Genomic DNA, 17,033 nt, shown 5'->3' on the forward strand with positions numbered 1-17,033 from the left:
GGACATGACCGCGGCGCGGCGACGGTGGCTGTACGCCACCGTCGCCGCGCTCTTCGTCGCCCTGGTCCTGTTCGCCTGGCACACCTTCCGGGCCGAGCGTGGCACCGACACCGCGCAGCCCGTCGCCACCGCGCAGCCCGTCGACACCGCGACCCCGCTCGCCGAGCAGGGCGTGCAGGGCGGCACGCGGGTGTCGCCCTCGAACACGCTCGGCGCTCCGGTCCCGGCGCCCGAGACCTCGTCCGACGCCGAGGACCACGCCGACGGGTCGCCGATCGACCCGTGGTGGCGACGTGTCCCGCCGGTCGCCGGTGACCTGGTGCCGATCGACCGGTTCGCCTCGGGACACGTCCGGATCACGCGCGCCGGGGAGCACCTGCTCGTCACGATCTCGGACCTCCGGGTGGCGTCGTACGACGCCGAGCTGCCCACCGTGCGGGTGCTGCTGTCCGAGGGCGCGGTGGTCGGTGAGCGCCGCGGGTACTGGACGCGGCAGGGTGCGGACGACGACCTCGGCACGATCCCGTCCGACGTCGGGACCATCACCTTCGACATCGAGGCACCCCGGGGCATCCCGGACCCGGTGCGCTCGCTCGTCCTGCTGGACCCCGACTCCGGCGAGGTCCTCGGCGGCGCGGCACTCATCCCGACCGACTGAGTCGGCGTCGCGCGGCCGCGCGACGCCCGGCGTGTTCGTGGGTCAGGTCGCACCCCGCTGCGGACGTTGCGCCCCGGGGTGCGGGGGTGCAACGTCCGCAGGCGGGTGCGGACCGCGCGCGGGCTCGGCGCGGGTCGCCACTCGGCCGGCGTCGCCCGGCGTCCGCCGTGCGCGCTCGTGGGTCACGTCGCACCCCGCTGTGAACGTCGCGCCCCGGGGTGCGGGGTGCAATGTCCGCAGGCGGGTGCGGAGCGCGCGCGGGATCGCGCGGGACGTCGCCTGGAGGCGCGGTGCCGGTTCCCCACGCTGGATGCGGCACCATGGGAGGGTGACGCAGCAGAACGACGGGCTCGGTGCCCTCGCCGACCGCGTGTGGTGTCGCCTCCGGCTCGACCGACTCGCCGGGGGCCGGCAGGGCGGGTACGTCATCCGCGAGGACATGCTGGAGCACCCCGACACCGTGCGGTCGTTCCGTCGGATCCGCTGGTTGCTCGTCGCCGAGACGGTCGTCGGGTTCGCCGCGATCGTCGTCGCGGTGCTGCTGACCCACGCGGGACAGACCGTGCCGTGGGCGGTGTGGTTCCGGGCGACGGTCGTGCTGCTCATCACCCTGACGCTCTACGTCTTCGCGTGGCGGGCGCAGCTCGGGTACTACTGGGCGTACCAGCGGCTCCGGTTGTTCAGTCGGATCTTCCCGGTCGTGACGCTCGTGGTGGCGGCGATCCCGGGCCTGTACCCGTTCTGGATGGTGATCGAGCAGATCGTGTTCTCACTGCTCATGATCGGCATCGGGGACGTGCTCACCACAGACCACATGCGGGCCGCGTTCCCGAAGCCCGTCCGGCGGTAGGGGAGCGGCGGCGCGGCGCCGGGGAGCGTCGACTCGGAACGACATCGTCGTACGACGACGACCGAGTCGCACCGTGCACGCGCGGGGTGTTGCACGCGCGCGGGGACGACTCCGTCGGTGTCGTACGACGTCGACCTCGTCGTTCCGAGTCGGCCTCCGCACGCCGGGCCCGCCGCCTCTGCACGCCCGGCCCGCCGCCTCCGCACGCCGGGCGCGCCAGCCTCCGCACGGCAGGCACGCCGGCCCGGCCCGATCCTGGTCCTCGTGGTCCCAGGGACCGACGGGGCCTGCCAGCGGCAGCCGGAGAGGCGCATCGTGGGGACATGACCGAAACGACCCTCCTCGGCGGCACCTACCGTGCTGCCGACGACCTCGAACTCACCCGCGTCGGCTACGGCGCCATGCAGCTTGCCGGACCGGGAGTCTTCGGGCCGCCGACCGACCGCGACGAGGCGATCCGGGTCCTCCGCACCGTCGTCGAGCTCGGCATCACCCACATCGACACGTCGGACTTCTACGGCCCCCACGTCACGAACGAGGTCATCCGCGAAGCGCTCCACCCCTACCCGGACGGCCTGCACATCGTCACGAAGGTCGGCGCCCGCCGTGACGCCGAGGGCGGATGGCCGCACGCCCGCGAGCCGCACGAGCTCGTCGAGCAGGTGCACGACAACCTGCGGAACCTCGGCCTCGAGCAGCTCGACGTGGTGAACCTCCGGATGGGCGGCTTCGACGCTCCCGAGCCGGGCAGCATCGCGCCGCAGTTCGAGGCGCTCGCCGAGCTCCAGCAGCAGGGCCTCATCAAGCACCTCGGCCTGTCGACCGTGAACCCCGAGCAGCTCGCCGAGGCGCAGACGATCGCGCCCGTCGTGACCGTGCAGAACCTCTACAACGTCGCCCGGCGCGAGGACGAAGCCATGCTCGAGCTCACCGCGGCCCAGGGCATCGCGTACGTGCCGTACTTCCCGCTCGGCGGCTTCTCGCCCATCCAGTCCGGCGCGCTCGACTCGGTCGCGGCACGACTTGGCGTCTCCCGCCTGACCGTCGCGTTGTCGTGGCTGCTGCAGCGCTCGCCGAACATGCTGCTGATCCCCGGGACCTCGTCGGTGGCGCACCTGCGCGACAACGTCGCCTCGGCCGGGTTCGCCCTGCCGGAGGACGCCGTCGCCGAACTCGACGCGATCGGCACCGCCGCGTAGCGCACCGCCGCGTAGCGCACCGCCGCGTAGGGGTCAGGCGACGGTGGTCAGGGCGAACGGGAGCACGGCCGACGCCCCAGCACGCCGGAGCTCCCGCCCCGCGACGGTCATCGTCCACCGGCTGTCCACCAGGTCGTCCACGAGCAGCACCGGTCCGTCGTGCCCCTGCAGGGCGGCGGAGAGTTCGGGACCGACCTCGAAGGTGTCCCACACGCCGGACAGCCGGTAGGCGCTGTTCGTCGCGCCGTCGCCGCGGGGCGTGCCCCCGGTCCGGCCGAGCGTGCCGAGGAACTGCAGCCGGCCGATCGAGGACAGCGCCTGCGCGAGCGACCCGACGAGTTCGGGCCGGGAACGCGACGACATCGCCACGACCCCGGTCGGCCGGGTCTCCCACGGCCAGTCCTTGAGCGCGCGGACGCAGCCGTCGACGAGCTCGCGGGTGATCGGGGCGTCCGGGGTGGCGGGCGCGAACAGCGCGCGGAGCGGGCCGCCCCACCCGAGGTCCGTCAGCCGGGCGACGGCACGCCCGGGCTGCACGAGCTCGTCCGGACCGATCTTGCCGCGGACGGCGACACCGAGGGCGGACATGCCGGAGGGCCACTGCGCACGTGGCGCGATCTCGACGCCGACCTTATCGAGCGCGGCGGCGGCGCCGGACGCGTCGGTGTCGGACACCGACGTTGGGAACCACGCGCCGGCGCAGTTGTCGCAGCGACCGCAGGGCTCGGCCGAGGGGTCGTCGAGGTCCTGCTGCAGGAGCTGCATGCGGCACTGCGACGTCGACTCGTAGTCGACCATCGACGCGGCTTCGGCGGCGCGGGCCGCGGCGACTCGTTCGTATCGAGGCGCGTCGTACTCCCAGGGCTGGCCGGTCGCGACCCAGCCCCCGGTCACCCGGCGGACGGCCCCGTCGACGTCGAGGACCTTGAGGAGCAGCTCGAGCGTCGACCGCTTGATGTCGACCAGCCCCTCAAGCGCGACGGTCGACATCGCGGTGTCGGTCGAGAGCGCCTGCAGCACCGCGGTCGCACGTTCCTGCGTGGGCATCGACGCGCTCGCGAAGTACTGCCAGATCTCGCGGTCCTCGCGGCCGGGCAGCAGCAGGACGTCGGCGTTGTCGGTGGCGCGACCCGCACGACCGATCTGCTGGTAGTAGGCGACGGGGGACGAGGGAGCGCCGACGTGCACGACGAACCCGAGGTCCGGCTTGTCGAACCCCATGCCGAGTGCACTCGTGGCGACGAGGGCCTTCAGTTCGTTGCCCTTCAGTTGCTGCTCGAGCTGCTCGCGTTCCTCGGTGTCGGTCCGCCCCGTGTAGGCGCGGACGGCGTACCCGTTCTCACGCAGGAGCCGCGCGATGTCCTCGGCCGCCGAGACCGTCAGTGTGTAGATGATGCCGCTGCCGGGCAGGTCGCCGAGGTGCGCGAGCAACCACCCGAGCCGCTGCCGTGCGTCGGGGAGCGTCAGCACCCCGAGCCGGAGCGACGCCCGCGCAAGGGACCCGCGGATCGTGAACACCGGGTCGGCGGGGCCGGCGGTGAGCTGCTCGGCGACGTCCTCGACCACGCGCTCGTTCGCCGTCGCCGTGGTCGCGAGGACCGGCACCCCGTGCGGGAGCGACCGGATCAGCTCGGCGAGCCGCCGGTAGTCCGGCCGGAAGTCGTGGCCCCAGTCGGAGATGCAGTGCGCCTCGTCGACGACGAGCATGCCCATCCGCGCGATGAGGGTCGGCATCTGCTCGTCGCGGAACTTCGGGTTGTTGAGCCGCTCGGGGGAGACGAGGAGCACGTCGACCTCGTCACGGGCGAGGGCCGCCTGCGTGTCCGCCCACTCGTGCGCGTTCGCCGAGTTGATCGACACGGCACGGACGCCGGCCCGGGCCGCGGCGGCGACCTGGTCGCGCATGAGCGCCAGCAGCGGCGACACGAGCACCGTCGGCCCGCCACCACGGCGCCGGAGCAGCAGGGTCGCCAGGAAGTACACCGCCGACTTGCCCCATCCGGTGCGCTGCACGACGAGGGCGCGCTGCCGGTGCTCGACGAGGGCCGAGATCGCCTCGAGCTGGCCGGGGTGGAAGACGGCGTCGGGCCGCCCCGTGAGCGCAGCGAGCGCCTGCTGCGCCTCGGCGGCGATGTCCGCAGACGGCGAGACGACAGGCGGGGCGGCAGCAGGGGTGTCCATGCCCCCATGCTGTCAGCACCGACCGAAGAAATGCAGGTCGCGCCTGCAGACTGTGGACAGCGCTACTGGTACGTGATCAGTGCCGGCGTCGGCGAGACGTCCGCCATGGTCTGCTGCGGCGTCAGCATCGGCGTGTCCTCGTCGTAGAAGTTCTTCCAGCCCCAGTGCACGCCCTCGGGCGCGTCGACGTGCAGCGCCTTCCACGTCGCCTGCTTGTCCGGCTGCGAGCCCTGCCCGTCCACGTGGATCAGCGTGTCCAGCTCGGGGTGCGACTCCAGCGAGGACCGGTCCTGGATCATCGACAGCCGGAACTGGTGCAGCACGAACGCCTTGGGCGGCAACCCTTTCGACCGGACGAGCGACGCCAGCCACGACGACACCTCGTTCACCTCGGACGCCGACACGCTGCCGATCTGCCGCAGCGGGACCTGGTCCCCGGTGAGCCGCCACTCCGGGTCGAGCGCCAGCCACACGCCGGGCTTCGACAGCAGCTCCTCGTACCGCTTCGCCTGCGACAGGAAGTCCGCCCGACCGGGCTGCAGGTCGAGGATCACGGGCATCCCGGCGTCGTGCGCGGCGTCGACGTAGGGCTCCAGCGTCGACACGGGGAGCTCCGTCGAGTAGTCGCCGTCCGCTCCCGCGTCCCCAGCGGCGACGGTCGCGATGACCTCCATCGCGGGCGTGATCGGCGAGCCCCCGAGCCCCCGGTACTCCGCCGCCACGGACCGCGCGCGCTCGACGGTCGCCTTCGGGTCCTGCTCGCCGAGGACCCCGAGTGCCGGCGCTCCCGGCGCGCCGTACAGCGCGACGTACCGGTGGCCGTCGAAGGGCCGCTGCCCGCCGTGCGGCAGCTGCCACCCGTTCTCGGCTGCCCGGACCGTCCAGTCCGGATCCTGCAGCGCCGCGAACGCCGACCCGACCAGGACGGTCGGGTGCGTCCGCTCCTCGTGCAGCGCACGCACCACGCCGGACGAGGCCGCCGGGTCCGTCACGCCCTCCGGCATGACGACGACCCGGGCACCGGCCGCCTTCGCCGTCGCCACGACCGCAGCGTCCGCGGTCGCGTCCGCCACGACCACGGTCGCCGTCCTGGAGGCGCGGCTCGCCTCCGGTGCGTCGGCACCGTCCGGCGCGTCCCGCTCGGTGACGTCGGTGTCGATCGAGACGTCGCCCTCGGCCTGGTACCAGTCGGCCCCGAGTCGGTGCAGCTCACGGGGCACGGCCGCGTCGTCCTTCCCCGCCAGCAGCACCGGGACGTGCGCCGACGACGCGGCGCTCGCCGCGGTCCGGATCGCCGCGGCGTCGTCCGCCGGGGCCACGACGGCGCCGGGGGCCGACGCGAAGAGCGCGCGACTCGCCCGGACCGCGCGGGTGGCGGCGTCGTCCTGCGCAGCGACGGTCACGGTGTCGGCGGACGCCTTCGCGAGCGTGGGACGGGCCTCCGACGACCCGCTCGAGGTGCACCCGGCGGCGCCGAACAGCAGGCCGGTGGCCGCGAGCGCGAGGAGGACACGGGAGGTGGGGCCGGAACGCATCGGGCCACCCTACGAGCCGTCCGGGGAGGACCCTGGGAATCCGACGGGTGTCGTCTCGTAGAAGGGAGGCATGCCCGACGACGCCGACCGCCCGCTCATCGGCGCGGTGCAGCCGCCCGCCGTGCACTGCATGACCCTCAACGTCCGGCGCCGCGTGCCGCGGCCCGCCGACCACCCCGACGCCTGGGAGCGCCGGCGGGACGCCGTGGTCGCGCTCGTCACCTCGGAAGCGCCCACCGTCCTCGCCGTCCAGGAGGCGCTGCCCACCCAGGTGGACGACCTCACCGCCGGCCTCGGGTCGCGTTTCGAACCGCTGCTGGTCGGGCGCGGAGCACGCGGAGGCGGTGAGCAGGTCGGGCTGTTCCTCGACCGCTCCCGCCTCGAGGTCGTCGAGCAGCGCACGTGGGCGCTGTCCCGCACCCCGAACCGTCCGGGATCCCGCTCGTGGGCGACATCCTTCCCCCGGCACGCCGTCGCGGCCGTGGTCGAGGCCCGCGCGACCGGCGTCCGGTTCACGGCGATTGCGACGCACCTCGACGTCGCCTCGCCGTGGGCCCGGCTGCGGTCCGCCGAGCTCCTGGGCAGGATCGTGCGGGAACGCGGCCTGCCCGCCGTGGTGATGGCCGACTGGAACAGCCCGGCCGGATCCGCACCGTGGCGAGCACTGGCGGAGGCGGGTGTCGTCGACAGCTGGGGTCGCGCCTCCAGGCAGGTGGGTGAGCCGTACGGGACGTACCCGCACTACGGGAGTCCGCGTGTCGGCGGCCGGCGGATCGACGGCGTCCTGACGACGACGGACGCGACCGTCGAGCGGGTGGCGGTCTCGAACCGACGGCCGGGTGGGGTGTGGCCGTCCGACCACGCGGCCGTGCACGCGGTCGTGCGGTGGGCGTCGTGATCCGGGCGCTCGGGCCGACGTTCCTGCGGCCGCGGTTCCTGGTGGCCGACGTGGTGCGTGCCCTGACGCTCGTGAGCCTGGTCGTGGCGAGCGTCGGGTGGGGCGGCACCGCGCTGCCGGTGATGGCGCTGGCGCTCCTCGGGGTCGTGGTGCCGCGGATGCTCGGGCTGCGGCCGGCGTTCGACCTGGCGGTGTGTTTGCTCGTGCTCCTCGCCGGGTGGTCGAGCGTGCTCGAGTGGTACACGACGGTGTTCCTGTGGGACAAGTTCATGCACGTCGTGCTGACCGGGCTGCTGGCCGCCGTGCTGTACGTCATCGGTGCCGACCTGCGCGCGGTGCCGGCGCCGCACGCCGAGCGGCGGGTGGTCGTCGCGGTCCTCGGGCTGTGTGCGGGGCTCGCGATCGGGGCGGCGTGGGAGATGGGGGAGTGGCTGGGGCACAACTTCGTCGACTCGGCGATCTTCGTCGGGTACGACGACACGATCGGGGACCTGGCGGCGGACGGGGCCGGGGGGTTGCTCGTCGGGCTCGGGTTGCCGTGGTTGGCGGGACGGCGCGAGGTGGTGCGGCCGGGGTGAGCGTGTCGTTCGGGTCGCGTCGCCCTGACTCGCCGTGGCGCGGAGGGGCTCTGACGTCCGCTATGCTGGACCGGTCGCTCGCGCTCCGGTCGGACGCGGGCGAGGGTCCTCCGGGATCCTGAGACCCTCGGGTCTCGCGGGCTGTGGCGCAGCTTGGTAGCGCACTTGACTGGGGGTCAAGGGGTCGCAGGTTCAAATCCTGTCAGCCCGACCGAAGGAGCGTCTTACGAGCCCAACAGTGAAGAGAGGCCCGCAGCCGGTTGGCTGCGGGCCCCTCTTCGTTTTTCGGGGTCGTGCGGCTCGGCCCGACTTCGTAGCTCCCCTCCGAGCTCGCGTCGATCGACTGGTGTTGATCGCGGCTGCCCTGGCTTCTTTCTGTCGCCGCTACTCGGCTCGCGTCTGACGTACCTCGAGGTCGGGCACACCGCCAGGACGGGTGCCGGTGTACTTGTTCGGGAGCCGATCGGCATTCGGACGTCATGCGCTCGTCAGCGTGTCGATCATGGCGGCTCGCTCGAGGAGCTGCGCTGTTTCCGCTGCCGTGTGCTCCGAGGTGGCGCCGTGCCGTCCCACTACGAAGCGGATGAGGTCGAGGAAGACCAGCGCAGCGCAAGCTCGCAGTGCTTGGCGGCCACCCGCGGAGATGCCCGCGGTGACAAGCAGCTCAACCGCACCCACATCGATTGGCCCGTAGCTGAGCAGCGTGGCGAAATCGAACGCTCGGGTGCCGCTCCCGATCGCCTCGACGTCAACGACTCCCGTGACGGCGGCGTTCACCAGCAGAACGTTCGCGGGGCGGAAATCACCGTGGACCATGTCGGAGCGCGGCCAGTCGCGAGCATCAAGATCGCCCGCGAGTCGCCAGCACACGTCCACCAGATGCTTGCCGCTCGGACCTGCGGTCGATGCCGCGGAACAGAGGCTGTCCATGTTCCGGGTCAGCTGGCCGACGACGAAGTCGTTCCAGTTACGCTCTGGGCCAGGATCGAGCCCCTCCTGCATGGCAAGCGTGGCGACCAGCGCCTTCGCGCTCCCTACGTCAACCGAGGCAAGCGCTGCGCCAGGAACTCGCTCCTGCAATAGGTAACCGGTGCCGTCAGCGGTTCGCCCACTCTTGATCCAAGCCGGTGTCGGGTACCCGGCTCGCCGGACCAGCGCGACGGCAGGCCCGGCGTGGAGCATCTGCGTCGCCCAGCTCGGACCGGAGATCTTGAGCACTGCGGTCCGGCCTCGCGAGGCTTCGACGTACCAGGCACCGCCCTGTTCACCGCCCTTCGGGTGGCCCGTGATGAACCAGGGCCACCGCTCGTCAGCGTTGATCGTCTTCAAGACCTGTTCGAGGCGTTCTTGCTCCGACCCGTTCGTCACGTCGCCTTGCTGACCGATCATTCCTCCAGCGTGGTCCCTGACGAGATACGGAGCAACCAGAGGCAACGGCTCGGGCCCGGTGAGCAGATAGCCACCGCTCTTCCGCTAGCCGATCAGCCTTCGGACGGCGAACTCACTGTCAGGCGTCCGTGGTCGACGTCGAGGACCGCGCGCGTTCCGAGGGGCACGGTGACGAGGTCCTCGATGTGACCGAGGGGAAGCCCACCGAGCACCGGCACACCGAGCGCATCGAAGTGGTCGCGCAAGGTGTCGACGATGGTCCAGCCGCGGTCCTCGTAGCCGGCGAACTGGTCGATGCTCCCGAGCGCGACGCCAGCGATACCGTCGAGCGTTCCGGAGTACCGAAGCTGCGTGAGTGCCCGGTCGACCATCCCCAGCCCGGCCGCTCGGTTGATCTCTAGAAGGAAGATCCCGCCGGACAGGTTGAAGTCCACGACCCCGACCGACCGAGCCAGCATCTCGAGGTTCCCGCCGAAGAGCGGTCCCTCTGCGCTCCCCGCCGTCGTGAGCTCAGCCGAGAGGGCGCCGGCATCGGCGTCGACGACCGTGTCAGCATCTTCCATGAGGAGTCGCCGGACGTGGTCGCCGTGGGCGCCGGCGATCGCGCCGTGCAGCACCGGAACGCCAGCGGTGTTCCACACCTGGTGTAAGGCGGTGATGTCGCTGTACCCGACGAGCACCTTCGGGTCGGCACGAAGTGCGTCGATGTCGATGTCCGGAACGATGCGGAAGCTGCCGCATCCACCGACGGAAGCGATCACAGCACGAATCTCCGGATCCCGGATCGCGTCATTGAGATCAGCCGCGCGATCGCCGTCACTGCCGGCGAGGTAGCCGCGGTGGTCAAGCGCGTGTGGCGCAATGACCACTTGCAGGCCCCATGCCTCGACTCGCTGAGCGATCCACCCCGGCACGGACTCCTCTGGCCACGATGCGGGCGAGACGATTGCGACGGTGTCGCCAGCGGTCAACATGCGAGGTCTGAGCGTCGTTGCTTCCATGTCTCGGGACCCTACCCAGCAACCCCGTCTCCGTCGGGACCGTGTCTCGATAGGCGATCGGTTACCGGACGGGCCACCGGCGAGAGTTGGAGGACGGTCGAGCCTGATTGCGGCAGTCATCCGACAGCCACGATTCGGGTCGGCGACTAGTCCTGGACCGCCGATTTCGGTGAGTCAACGTCGAAACGCGCCGCCGCCGTCGCTCTGCTCGCGGCCGCGCGTCACCCAGCCCTGCAGAAATGGAAGGCCCACCGCCACTGCCAGTCCGACGACGTACACGAAGATCGTGGAGCGGGCGTCGTGGTTCTGTGAGTAATTCGACCACCGAATCCCCAACACGACCTGGGCCAACGGGCCCAGCGCTGCGATGACTCCGCCCGGGAGCACGGTCAGCAGCCAGGTCTTACGCCATGTCCGTTCCTCCTCGGCCCAGTTCGCGATCGCGCCGGTCGTCGCGCCGATCGCAATTCCGCCCCAAAGCCATGACGCCCCCGACATTCGCCAACCGTCGTGCGTCCACCACGCTTCGATCAAGGCGGTCGTGCGTTCCCATGTATCGGACGGCACGTATCGTCCCGACGCCGCCGGCAACGGCCACCCGATGGTCGCAAGAACACCAGTGACAGCGGCCACCAGACCGAGCAGCCATCGGGACACGGTGCGATGGTCGACCGGTTCAACGTCGAAGGACTCGATGCTCACCGTCGCACAGACCCCGGAGTTCTGAAGCTCATGGCCGGAGCGTATCGGCCGCTCTGTCCCTGGGGCCGAGACGGCCACCTCGGTAGCTGGTCCCCTTCCGGCGCGCCTCGAGGACCAGTTGCACCGCTTGCCTCGCCGCTTCCGGCACCAACGGGATCTGAGCGAGCGAAGCCACTTCCACCCACCTCGGCTCGTACTGGTTCACTTCTGATGCTCGTTCGCGCTCTGGGCCACCGAGCACCAACGGCCCAGGACGCACTTGGGCAGCGAAGTAGGCCGCTGGAGCGTCGCTGTCGACTGGCACGTCGAGCAGATCGCCGATGCTCGCCTCCAGGCCAGTCTCTTCGCGCAGTTCTCGCCGACAAGCCTCACGGAGGCTCTCACCTTCCTCCACCCCACCACCAGGGAGCACCCAGTAGTTCCGACCGTCTTTCAATCGATCGACGACGAGCAGGCTCTCATCTTGGATGACGACGGCGGCTGATCTGACGCGCATCCGGCTAGCTCACCACGAAACGCCTGGCCGTGTCCCACAGCCCGGCGTCGCGGTGCCCCGATCGGCGATCGGCTACCGAGACGGCAAGGTCCTTGTGGTGATCAGCGAGATCGCGCCGACGGTCAGAACGGCGGCGATTGCGACGGGCAGGCGGTACGCGAGCACGACCACGATGTCAGCGGCACCTCCGCCGACTGCGAGCACGATCACCGCGTTCGCCACGAGCACCACCACGATCAGCGCCGTCGCCAGCGTGACCAGCGTGCGCTCGGGAAGACGCAGGGGTGCGACCTCCCGCCGGGGTGCGCGTCGCCACCACAGCACCGCGGCAGCGAGGAGCGCAAGGAGACCCAGCACACTCGACGCGTCCTGCACGATCGAGTAGACGGGGTGGCCGGCTATCACGTCGCGGAGGAACGGGAGCCGTCTGACGGCCCAGCCACGCTCGTGCGAGAACGCGTCCCACACCACATGGGTGACACTTCCAGCCACGCACCCTGCGACCACCGCCACGATCCGCCGCGCCGGAACCCGCTCCGGCCGTCCCCAGGCCTCCGGCACTCGGTTCCGCACGCCTGGCACGGCAGTGGCCCACGCCGGGCGGATGAGCCACCACCACGTCACGAGCACGACCAGTGACACCGCGAGGTCGATCGTGAACACGCCCCACCACGAGTGCGTCACCGCGTACTTCGGCAGGAACGGAACGAACAAGACGGCGTCAGGAGCCATCGCACCGACGGCGACCGCGGCGACGGGCAACCGCGTCTTCCGCGCGGCGAGGGCGACGACCGAGTGGCTGACGGTGAAGGGCATGATCAAGCGTGCCCTTCTGCGGGAGGTCGACGCATCGCTCCGGGGGATGAACCATCCCACGCGATCTCAACGCAGGTACACAGCACGATCGACCACCGGGCACTCCGTCAGGGAGCAGGACGAACGGCCCCGCACGAAGGGTGCGGGGCCGTTCGTCCTAGGGTATTGGGGAATGCCTGCCTCGCCATCCGATCGGCGGCCGGACGACGATGTCGGGCAGCGTGAGCCCCTGCGGCCTGGGTCAGGGGGACGGTGGTGACACGTGGGAAGCGCGATCAGCGGACTCGTCCTGGTCGGGCTCGCCGTCGCTGCTGCGCGGCGGGACCGGGCCGTCACGCTCCTCGGCGATCCCGTTGCACACCCAGTCGATCGCCTCGGCGTCGAGCCGCTCGTGTCGTCCCATCAGGATGATGGTTGCAGCCTCGGTCCGGGCGCCGGCACAGACTCGAGCTCCTTCGACCCCTCGCGATCACGTAGCCCCATCGGATGACCCGCGGTCATCTCCGGAGCGGACGTCCTCCGACGTTCCGTCACGTAAGTTGTCGGGATGCACATGACGTACAAGAAGCGTGCCGTCAACCTCGGTTTCGGCGTCGGGATCGCGCTCATCGTCGCGGGGTTGCTGATGATCTGGTTCGCGCCGGCGGTGTGGAGTGGTTGGGCGACGTTCTTCGTCGTCGCCGGAGTCCTCGCCGCTCTCGTCGGCTTCGTCTTCGCCCTCATCCCGGCCGAAGAGCAACGCTGAGCCGTCCCCGGCTGGTGCGGCGCAGCGGATGCGGCCCTCGACCGACCGCGCCCGTCAGTGCCCGCGGTGGGGGTTCGCCGTGACGACGAACTTCGTGGACGCCGTCTGCGTCGAGGACTGCCCGACGAGGGCGAGCCGGTACGTGCCCGGGCGCGGCACGAGGGACGACGACAGCCGGACGGTGCCGGACACCGACCCGCCGGTGCTCGCCGTCAGCGACGCCCCGGTCGACCGACCGTTCACCGTGACGAGCACGCGCTCGCACGGTGCGTACCCACCCCCGCGCACCACCACACCACGCGACGTCGCCGCGGACTGCGTCGTGGTCGCCGCGCTCGCGGTGGCCGTTGGCTTCGGGGTGAACAGGTCGGTCTCGTTGCCGAGCGTGATGCGGGTCAGCGTCGAGTTCCGCCCCGAGAACTTCTGGTCGCCGGGGACCGTCGACCAGCCGGTGATCGTCGCGTGCTCCCGCTGCAGGAGCGTGGTCAGCTGCGCGGAGGTGTACGTCGTGGTCGGGGACGCGCTGTCGGTCCACGTCGGGCTCGTCCCGGTCTGGGGGATCGTGGTGAACCCGCCGTCGGAGGTCGCGAGCGTGATGGAGTCGAGGTTCGTCACGACGAAGGAGGCATCCCGCACCGCGGTCCACAGCCCGGCACCGGACACCGGGTGCGCGAGCGTGTGGGTGAGCGCGAACAGCGAGCCGTCCAGTGTGGTCAGGCCGTTCGGCCCGAACGTCGCGTACCTGGTGATCGGCTGCACCGTCGAGCCCTCGCGGAACGGCGAGAAGACCCAGCTGCCGGCGGCCGGTGTCCCGGTGACGGAGAGGTCCTCGACCAAGTCGGCGGCGCCCACCCACCGGACGGTCGCAGCCGACGTGGTGCAGGTCGCCGCCTGCGCGGTCGCGGGGATCATGACGGCCGCGGTGGTCGCGATGCCGACGGCCGCGATGGCCGCAGCGAGACGAGTTGGAGTGCGCACGAGGAATCCGTTCGGGTCGGATCAGCCGGGGCGGCCAACCCGCCCGGCGAACGCGCCTCGAGGAGTGCGGATGCGCGATTCAGCCGGAGGCTAGCAGTGGGCCGGGGGTGCCGGAAGGGGCGTTCGGAGATCGGCGGGATCGGTGCGTTCCTCCGGGAGGGAACGGTGCGCTCGTGGGGGCGGAAGCTGCCAGGCGAGCGGTGCAGCTGGTCCTCGAGGCACGCCGGTGAAGGATCGGCGTGCGGTGGGGCATGCTCGAACACGGGTGTCCTGAGTCGGGTTCCCTGAGACGGAAACGGGCTTCACGATGTCTGGACAGCGAATCGGGATGGTCACCGCAGGATGCTTCGTCATCGTCGCCTGCGTCGGCGTGATGGTGACCTCGCGCGGACTCGCGCGCACCATCCACGAGGCATCCTGGGGCAGGTTCGGGGTGCCGTTCCGGCCGCGACTCGCGCGCATGGGCGTCATCGGAGCTGGCGCGCTCGGAGTGCTGGTCGGCTCGAGTGTGGTGGTCCTGGCGCTCACGGTCGCTACCTCCTGACGCGCGGCCCGGAGTGGATCGACCTCGGACACGGTTCGGCCACCGTGTCATCCTGTCGGTGTGCACTTCCGGCTGATGAACGACTACAGCCTGGAGTGGCCGTTCTGGGATGAGGACGGCCTCTGCGAGGAGGGCACGCCGTCCCTCTCGCCGAAGCTCGTGACCGAGGTGCTTGCCTGGGCTGACGACTTCAACGACCACTACGGCATCGACGCGGGCTGGCCGTCCGAAGCCGCCGCACGCTCTCACGAGCGTCAGGGGTACCGCCTCCTGCAACTCGTCGAACGCGAGTTGCAGGCTGAGGACGACGTGGTGCTCGGCTACTGGGAAACGAACACGCGGAAAGGCCTGTAGCCCAGGGACCCGCACCGCCCGGATGTGATCCACGGCGCCGTCGAGAACCCATGAGACGATTCCCGACGTGGGGGAACTGATCGATGACGACCGGCCTGAACGACCGCCGGTCGGCTCTGAGCACGTGCTCGAGCGGCGAAGGCATCCTGTCCGGCGAGCCGTCGCCGTGGCCGGCGTCGTCGTCGCCACGGTCGTCGCCGTGCCGATCGTCCTCGTTGCCGGCGTTCTCGTCTGGTGGAGTGCGAGTCACGCCTTCGCGCCGAACGCCGCCCGCGACGCCGTCGAACCGGTCACGGCCGTGCTCGAAGACCGCGGGGCGGAGAAGACCTCCACGGATTCCGACCCTGGCCTTGGTCCCGACAACATCACCCCGTGGTTCACCGTGGCCTACGACGTCACCGACGTCGCCACGGCACAGCAACTACTGGAACGTTCCGCAGCGGACCTCGGCCGTCCGCTCCTCCCACTGGAAGACGACTCGACCAGCACGCCAGCTCCCTGCACTGAGATCCTCCACTGGGCAGGGGCCGAGGGACCAGACGGGAACTCCACCCTCACCGCTGAGGTCACCCACGCCACCGACGCAGCCGGACAGTGCCTCGAGCACGGCGCCATCACCGTCAGCGGAACAGCTCCGACCCCCAACTGATGACCCGCCACCGAGCACGACGAGGTACTCCGATGACGCGAGCGTCCGCCGCGCGGTGCGGGAAGCGTCGAGGACCGCGCGTACGCCGGGCTCGGGCGCGAGGAAGGACCACAGGACGTGCATTCCCCGCCGTGCGCCGGACGCGTACAGTCCCACGCAACGCAGGACTGGCGGGCGGGGAACGCGATGCGATCGATCACAGGGACGTCACTGGTCGTGGCGCTGGCGGCAGCCGCGATGGTCGGCCTCGCTCCGCCGGCGATCGCGGCCGGGTCGGGAACGATCGCCGTGCAGCTCGCGACGCCGGACGGCACCGCGATCCGTCTGGCGAACGTCGAACTCGCGGCGATCGGGGTCGACGCCGTCGTCGGGAGCGCCATCACCGACGCCGACGGCACCGCGACGTTCACCGGCATCCCCGCTCCGGAGACCGTCACGGTGACGACGCGGCAGCTCCCGCCGCACGGAGCGGAGACGTACGCTCCCGGACTCCGCTCGGACATCGCCGTTCGAGGCGGTTCGACGGTCGCCGTCACCGTGCCGCTCGTGATCGGCGCCACGGTGCAGGGCGGGGTGGTCGGACCCGCGGGCCCCGCTGCCGGACGCCTGATGTACGCGTGGAACGACGACACCTCGCAGGTGTTCCGGACGACTTCGGACGGTGCGGGCCAGTACCAGTTCGTCGGGTTGAGCACCGGTCCCTACCGCATCGAGGCGTACGCCAGCGGTACGGCATCGCCTGCCGTGTGGAAGACCCGGGTGTACCAGCAGCGGGGGACCCTCCCGGCGTCGCAGGTGACGTTGTCACGGCACTACGCGCACAGTGACTACGACCTGTCCGTCTACGCAGCCACGGCGTCCCGCACACCGTCGGCGCAGCTCAGCGGCGCGAGCGTCGTGGTGACGGACGTCACCACCGGTGCGTCGTTCTCGACCCGGTTCTCGACGGTGCTGGACAGCGAACAGACAGCGCAGTTCCAGATCCCCTCCGGGCGGTACGTGGTCGAACTCCGGACGGCGGCGACGACCACCACGCCGGCGCGCGTGCTGTGGCTCGGGCGTCCCGGTGGCGTGTACGAGTACGTGGCCGACCGGGCGCAGGCCGTCCCGGTGCAGGTCGTGTTCGGCGGGTTCAACGGTTGGGGTGGGGCGGTGCCGGAGGCGGCATCGCGCTGAACCGTCAGCGACCTCCTCGACCAGGCAGTGGCAGACGGCGCCGTCAGGAACGACGTCACCGTCGGGGCGGTGATGATCGTCCTGCACGGAGTCGGTTCGACGAGTGAACGGCGCGACTGGCCCTCGGAGTCCCGCGGTGCGCTCGAACTCCTGATCGCCGGGCTCGCAGCCGTCTGACGGTCGTTCCCCGAGACGGAGTCGGTGCCAGCCCTTGCGGGAGCCGATCGGCAACCGAGGCACTGTGCTGCGGAGTGCTCGTCCCTCGTGCCGCGTACGCTTCCGGC

The 17,033-nt window shown here is 71.1% G+C and carries 19 protein-coding genes, 1 tRNA gene and 1 pseudogene; 12 read left to right on the forward strand and 9 right to left on the reverse strand.

What is annotated here, in order from left to right:
- Positions 1-4 precede the first annotated feature (4 nt).
- From BIU96_RS17285 to BIU96_RS17295, 3 genes are all read left to right on the forward strand, one after another.
- Positions 5-658 carry a hypothetical protein gene (locus tag BIU96_RS17285; protein ID WP_071293823.1) on the forward strand — a complete coding sequence of 218 codons (654 nt, stop codon included), beginning with the start codon at positions 5-7 and terminating at the stop codon, positions 656-658.
- 328 nt (positions 659-986) lie between these two features.
- Entirely contained in the window at positions 987-1,508 is a 522-nt protein-coding gene (locus BIU96_RS17290) for a hypothetical protein (protein WP_083403037.1), read from the forward strand.
- A 323-nt stretch (positions 1,509-1,831) separates the two neighbouring features.
- Complete coding sequence (locus tag BIU96_RS17295; protein WP_071293825.1) at positions 1,832-2,707, forward strand: oxidoreductase; 876 nt, start codon at positions 1,832-1,834, stop codon at positions 2,705-2,707.
- Between the two features lie 33 nt (positions 2,708-2,740).
- On the opposite strand, the gene BIU96_RS17300 is transcribed toward BIU96_RS17295, so the two are convergent.
- A complete protein-coding gene (locus tag BIU96_RS17300; RefSeq protein WP_071293826.1) occupies positions 2,741-4,888 on the reverse strand; it encodes an ATP-dependent DNA helicase RecQ in 2,148 nt (715 codons plus the stop codon).
- 62 nt (positions 4,889-4,950) lie between these two features.
- Positions 4,951-6,423, reverse strand: a complete 1,473-nt coding sequence (locus BIU96_RS17305) for a hypothetical protein (protein WP_071293827.1) — start codon at positions 6,421-6,423, stop codon at positions 4,951-4,953.
- 70 nt (positions 6,424-6,493) lie between these two features.
- On the opposite strand from BIU96_RS17305, the gene BIU96_RS17310 reads away from it, so the two are divergent.
- From BIU96_RS17310 to BIU96_RS17320, 3 genes are all read left to right on the forward strand, one after another.
- Positions 6,494-7,321, forward strand: coding sequence for an endonuclease/exonuclease/phosphatase family protein (locus BIU96_RS17310; protein WP_071293828.1), 828 nt, complete (start codon positions 6,494-6,496; stop codon positions 7,319-7,321).
- Entirely contained in the window at positions 7,318-7,899 is a 582-nt protein-coding gene (locus BIU96_RS17315; RefSeq protein WP_071293918.1) for a hypothetical protein, read from the forward strand. The genes BIU96_RS17310 and BIU96_RS17315 overlap by 4 nt, the downstream gene beginning before the upstream one ends.
- A 137-nt stretch (positions 7,900-8,036) precedes the next feature.
- Positions 8,037-8,110, forward strand: a tRNA-Pro gene (locus BIU96_RS17320).
- A gap of 266 nt (positions 8,111-8,376) precedes the next feature.
- Here the strand turns inward: BIU96_RS17320 and BIU96_RS17325 are convergent.
- The 6 genes from BIU96_RS17325 to BIU96_RS19980 all read right to left on the reverse strand — a co-directional run bounded on the left by BIU96_RS17325 (position 8,377) and on the right by BIU96_RS19980 (position 12,706).
- Positions 8,377-9,288, reverse strand: coding sequence for a phosphotransferase family protein (locus BIU96_RS17325; protein WP_071293829.1), 912 nt, complete (start codon positions 9,286-9,288; stop codon positions 8,377-8,379).
- A 92-nt stretch (positions 9,289-9,380) separates the two neighbouring features.
- Positions 9,381-10,289, reverse strand: a complete 909-nt coding sequence (locus tag BIU96_RS17330; RefSeq protein WP_071293830.1) for an LD-carboxypeptidase — start codon at positions 10,287-10,289, stop codon at positions 9,381-9,383.
- A gap of 174 nt (positions 10,290-10,463) precedes the next feature.
- Positions 10,464-10,991 carry a hypothetical protein gene (locus tag BIU96_RS19595; protein ID WP_139200111.1) on the reverse strand — a complete coding sequence of 176 codons (528 nt, stop codon included), beginning with the start codon at positions 10,989-10,991 and terminating at the stop codon, positions 10,464-10,466.
- A gap of 28 nt (positions 10,992-11,019) precedes the next feature.
- Positions 11,020-11,487: an NUDIX domain-containing protein gene (locus BIU96_RS19205; RefSeq protein ID WP_083403039.1), complete on the reverse strand. Its 468-nt coding sequence runs from the start codon at positions 11,485-11,487 to the stop codon at positions 11,020-11,022.
- Positions 11,488-11,559: 72 nt separating this feature from the next.
- Entirely contained in the window at positions 11,560-12,303 is a 744-nt protein-coding gene (locus BIU96_RS17345) for a DUF4184 family protein (RefSeq protein WP_071293833.1), read from the reverse strand.
- A gap of 241 nt (positions 12,304-12,544) precedes the next feature.
- Positions 12,545-12,706: a hypothetical protein gene (locus BIU96_RS19980; RefSeq protein ID WP_175477596.1), complete on the reverse strand. Its 162-nt coding sequence runs from the start codon at positions 12,704-12,706 to the stop codon at positions 12,545-12,547.
- Between the two features lie 150 nt (positions 12,707-12,856).
- On the opposite strand from BIU96_RS19980, the gene BIU96_RS17350 reads away from it, so the two are divergent.
- A complete protein-coding gene (locus BIU96_RS17350; protein WP_139200112.1) occupies positions 12,857-13,048 on the forward strand; it encodes a hypothetical protein in 192 nt (63 codons plus the stop codon).
- A gap of 54 nt (positions 13,049-13,102) precedes the next feature.
- Here BIU96_RS17350 and BIU96_RS17355 read toward each other — a convergent pair whose 3' ends face one another.
- On the reverse strand, positions 13,103-14,026 hold the full coding sequence (locus tag BIU96_RS17355) for a hypothetical protein (RefSeq protein ID WP_071293835.1): 924 nt from the start codon (positions 14,024-14,026) through the stop codon (positions 13,103-13,105).
- 307 nt (positions 14,027-14,333) lie between these two features.
- On the opposite strand from BIU96_RS17355, the gene BIU96_RS17360 reads away from it, so the two are divergent.
- The 5 genes and pseudogenes from BIU96_RS17360 to BIU96_RS19985 form a co-directional block, all read left to right on the forward strand.
- A complete protein-coding gene (locus BIU96_RS17360; RefSeq protein WP_139200113.1) occupies positions 14,334-14,570 on the forward strand; it encodes a hypothetical protein in 237 nt (78 codons plus the stop codon).
- Positions 14,571-14,630: 60 nt separating this feature from the next.
- A complete protein-coding gene (locus tag BIU96_RS17365; RefSeq protein ID WP_071293837.1) occupies positions 14,631-14,924 on the forward strand; it encodes a hypothetical protein in 294 nt (97 codons plus the stop codon).
- A 199-nt stretch (positions 14,925-15,123) separates the two neighbouring features.
- Positions 15,124-15,573 carry a hypothetical protein gene (locus tag BIU96_RS17370; protein WP_139200114.1) on the forward strand — a complete coding sequence of 150 codons (450 nt, stop codon included), beginning with the start codon at positions 15,124-15,126 and terminating at the stop codon, positions 15,571-15,573.
- A 186-nt stretch (positions 15,574-15,759) separates the two neighbouring features.
- Positions 15,760-16,749 (forward strand): carboxypeptidase-like regulatory domain-containing protein, encoded by a 990-nt coding sequence (locus BIU96_RS17375; RefSeq protein ID WP_139200115.1) that lies wholly within the window; start codon positions 15,760-15,762, stop codon positions 16,747-16,749.
- 15 nt (positions 16,750-16,764) lie between these two features.
- Positions 16,765-16,926 (forward strand): annotated as a pseudogene (locus tag BIU96_RS19985) (TetR/AcrR family transcriptional regulator); the annotation flags it as partial.
- Positions 16,927-17,033 lie beyond the last annotated feature (107 nt).

The sequence above is a fragment of the Curtobacterium sp. MCBA15_008 genome, from assembly GCF_001865065.1.
Lineage (GTDB): Bacteria > Actinomycetota > Actinomycetes > Actinomycetales > Microbacteriaceae > Curtobacterium.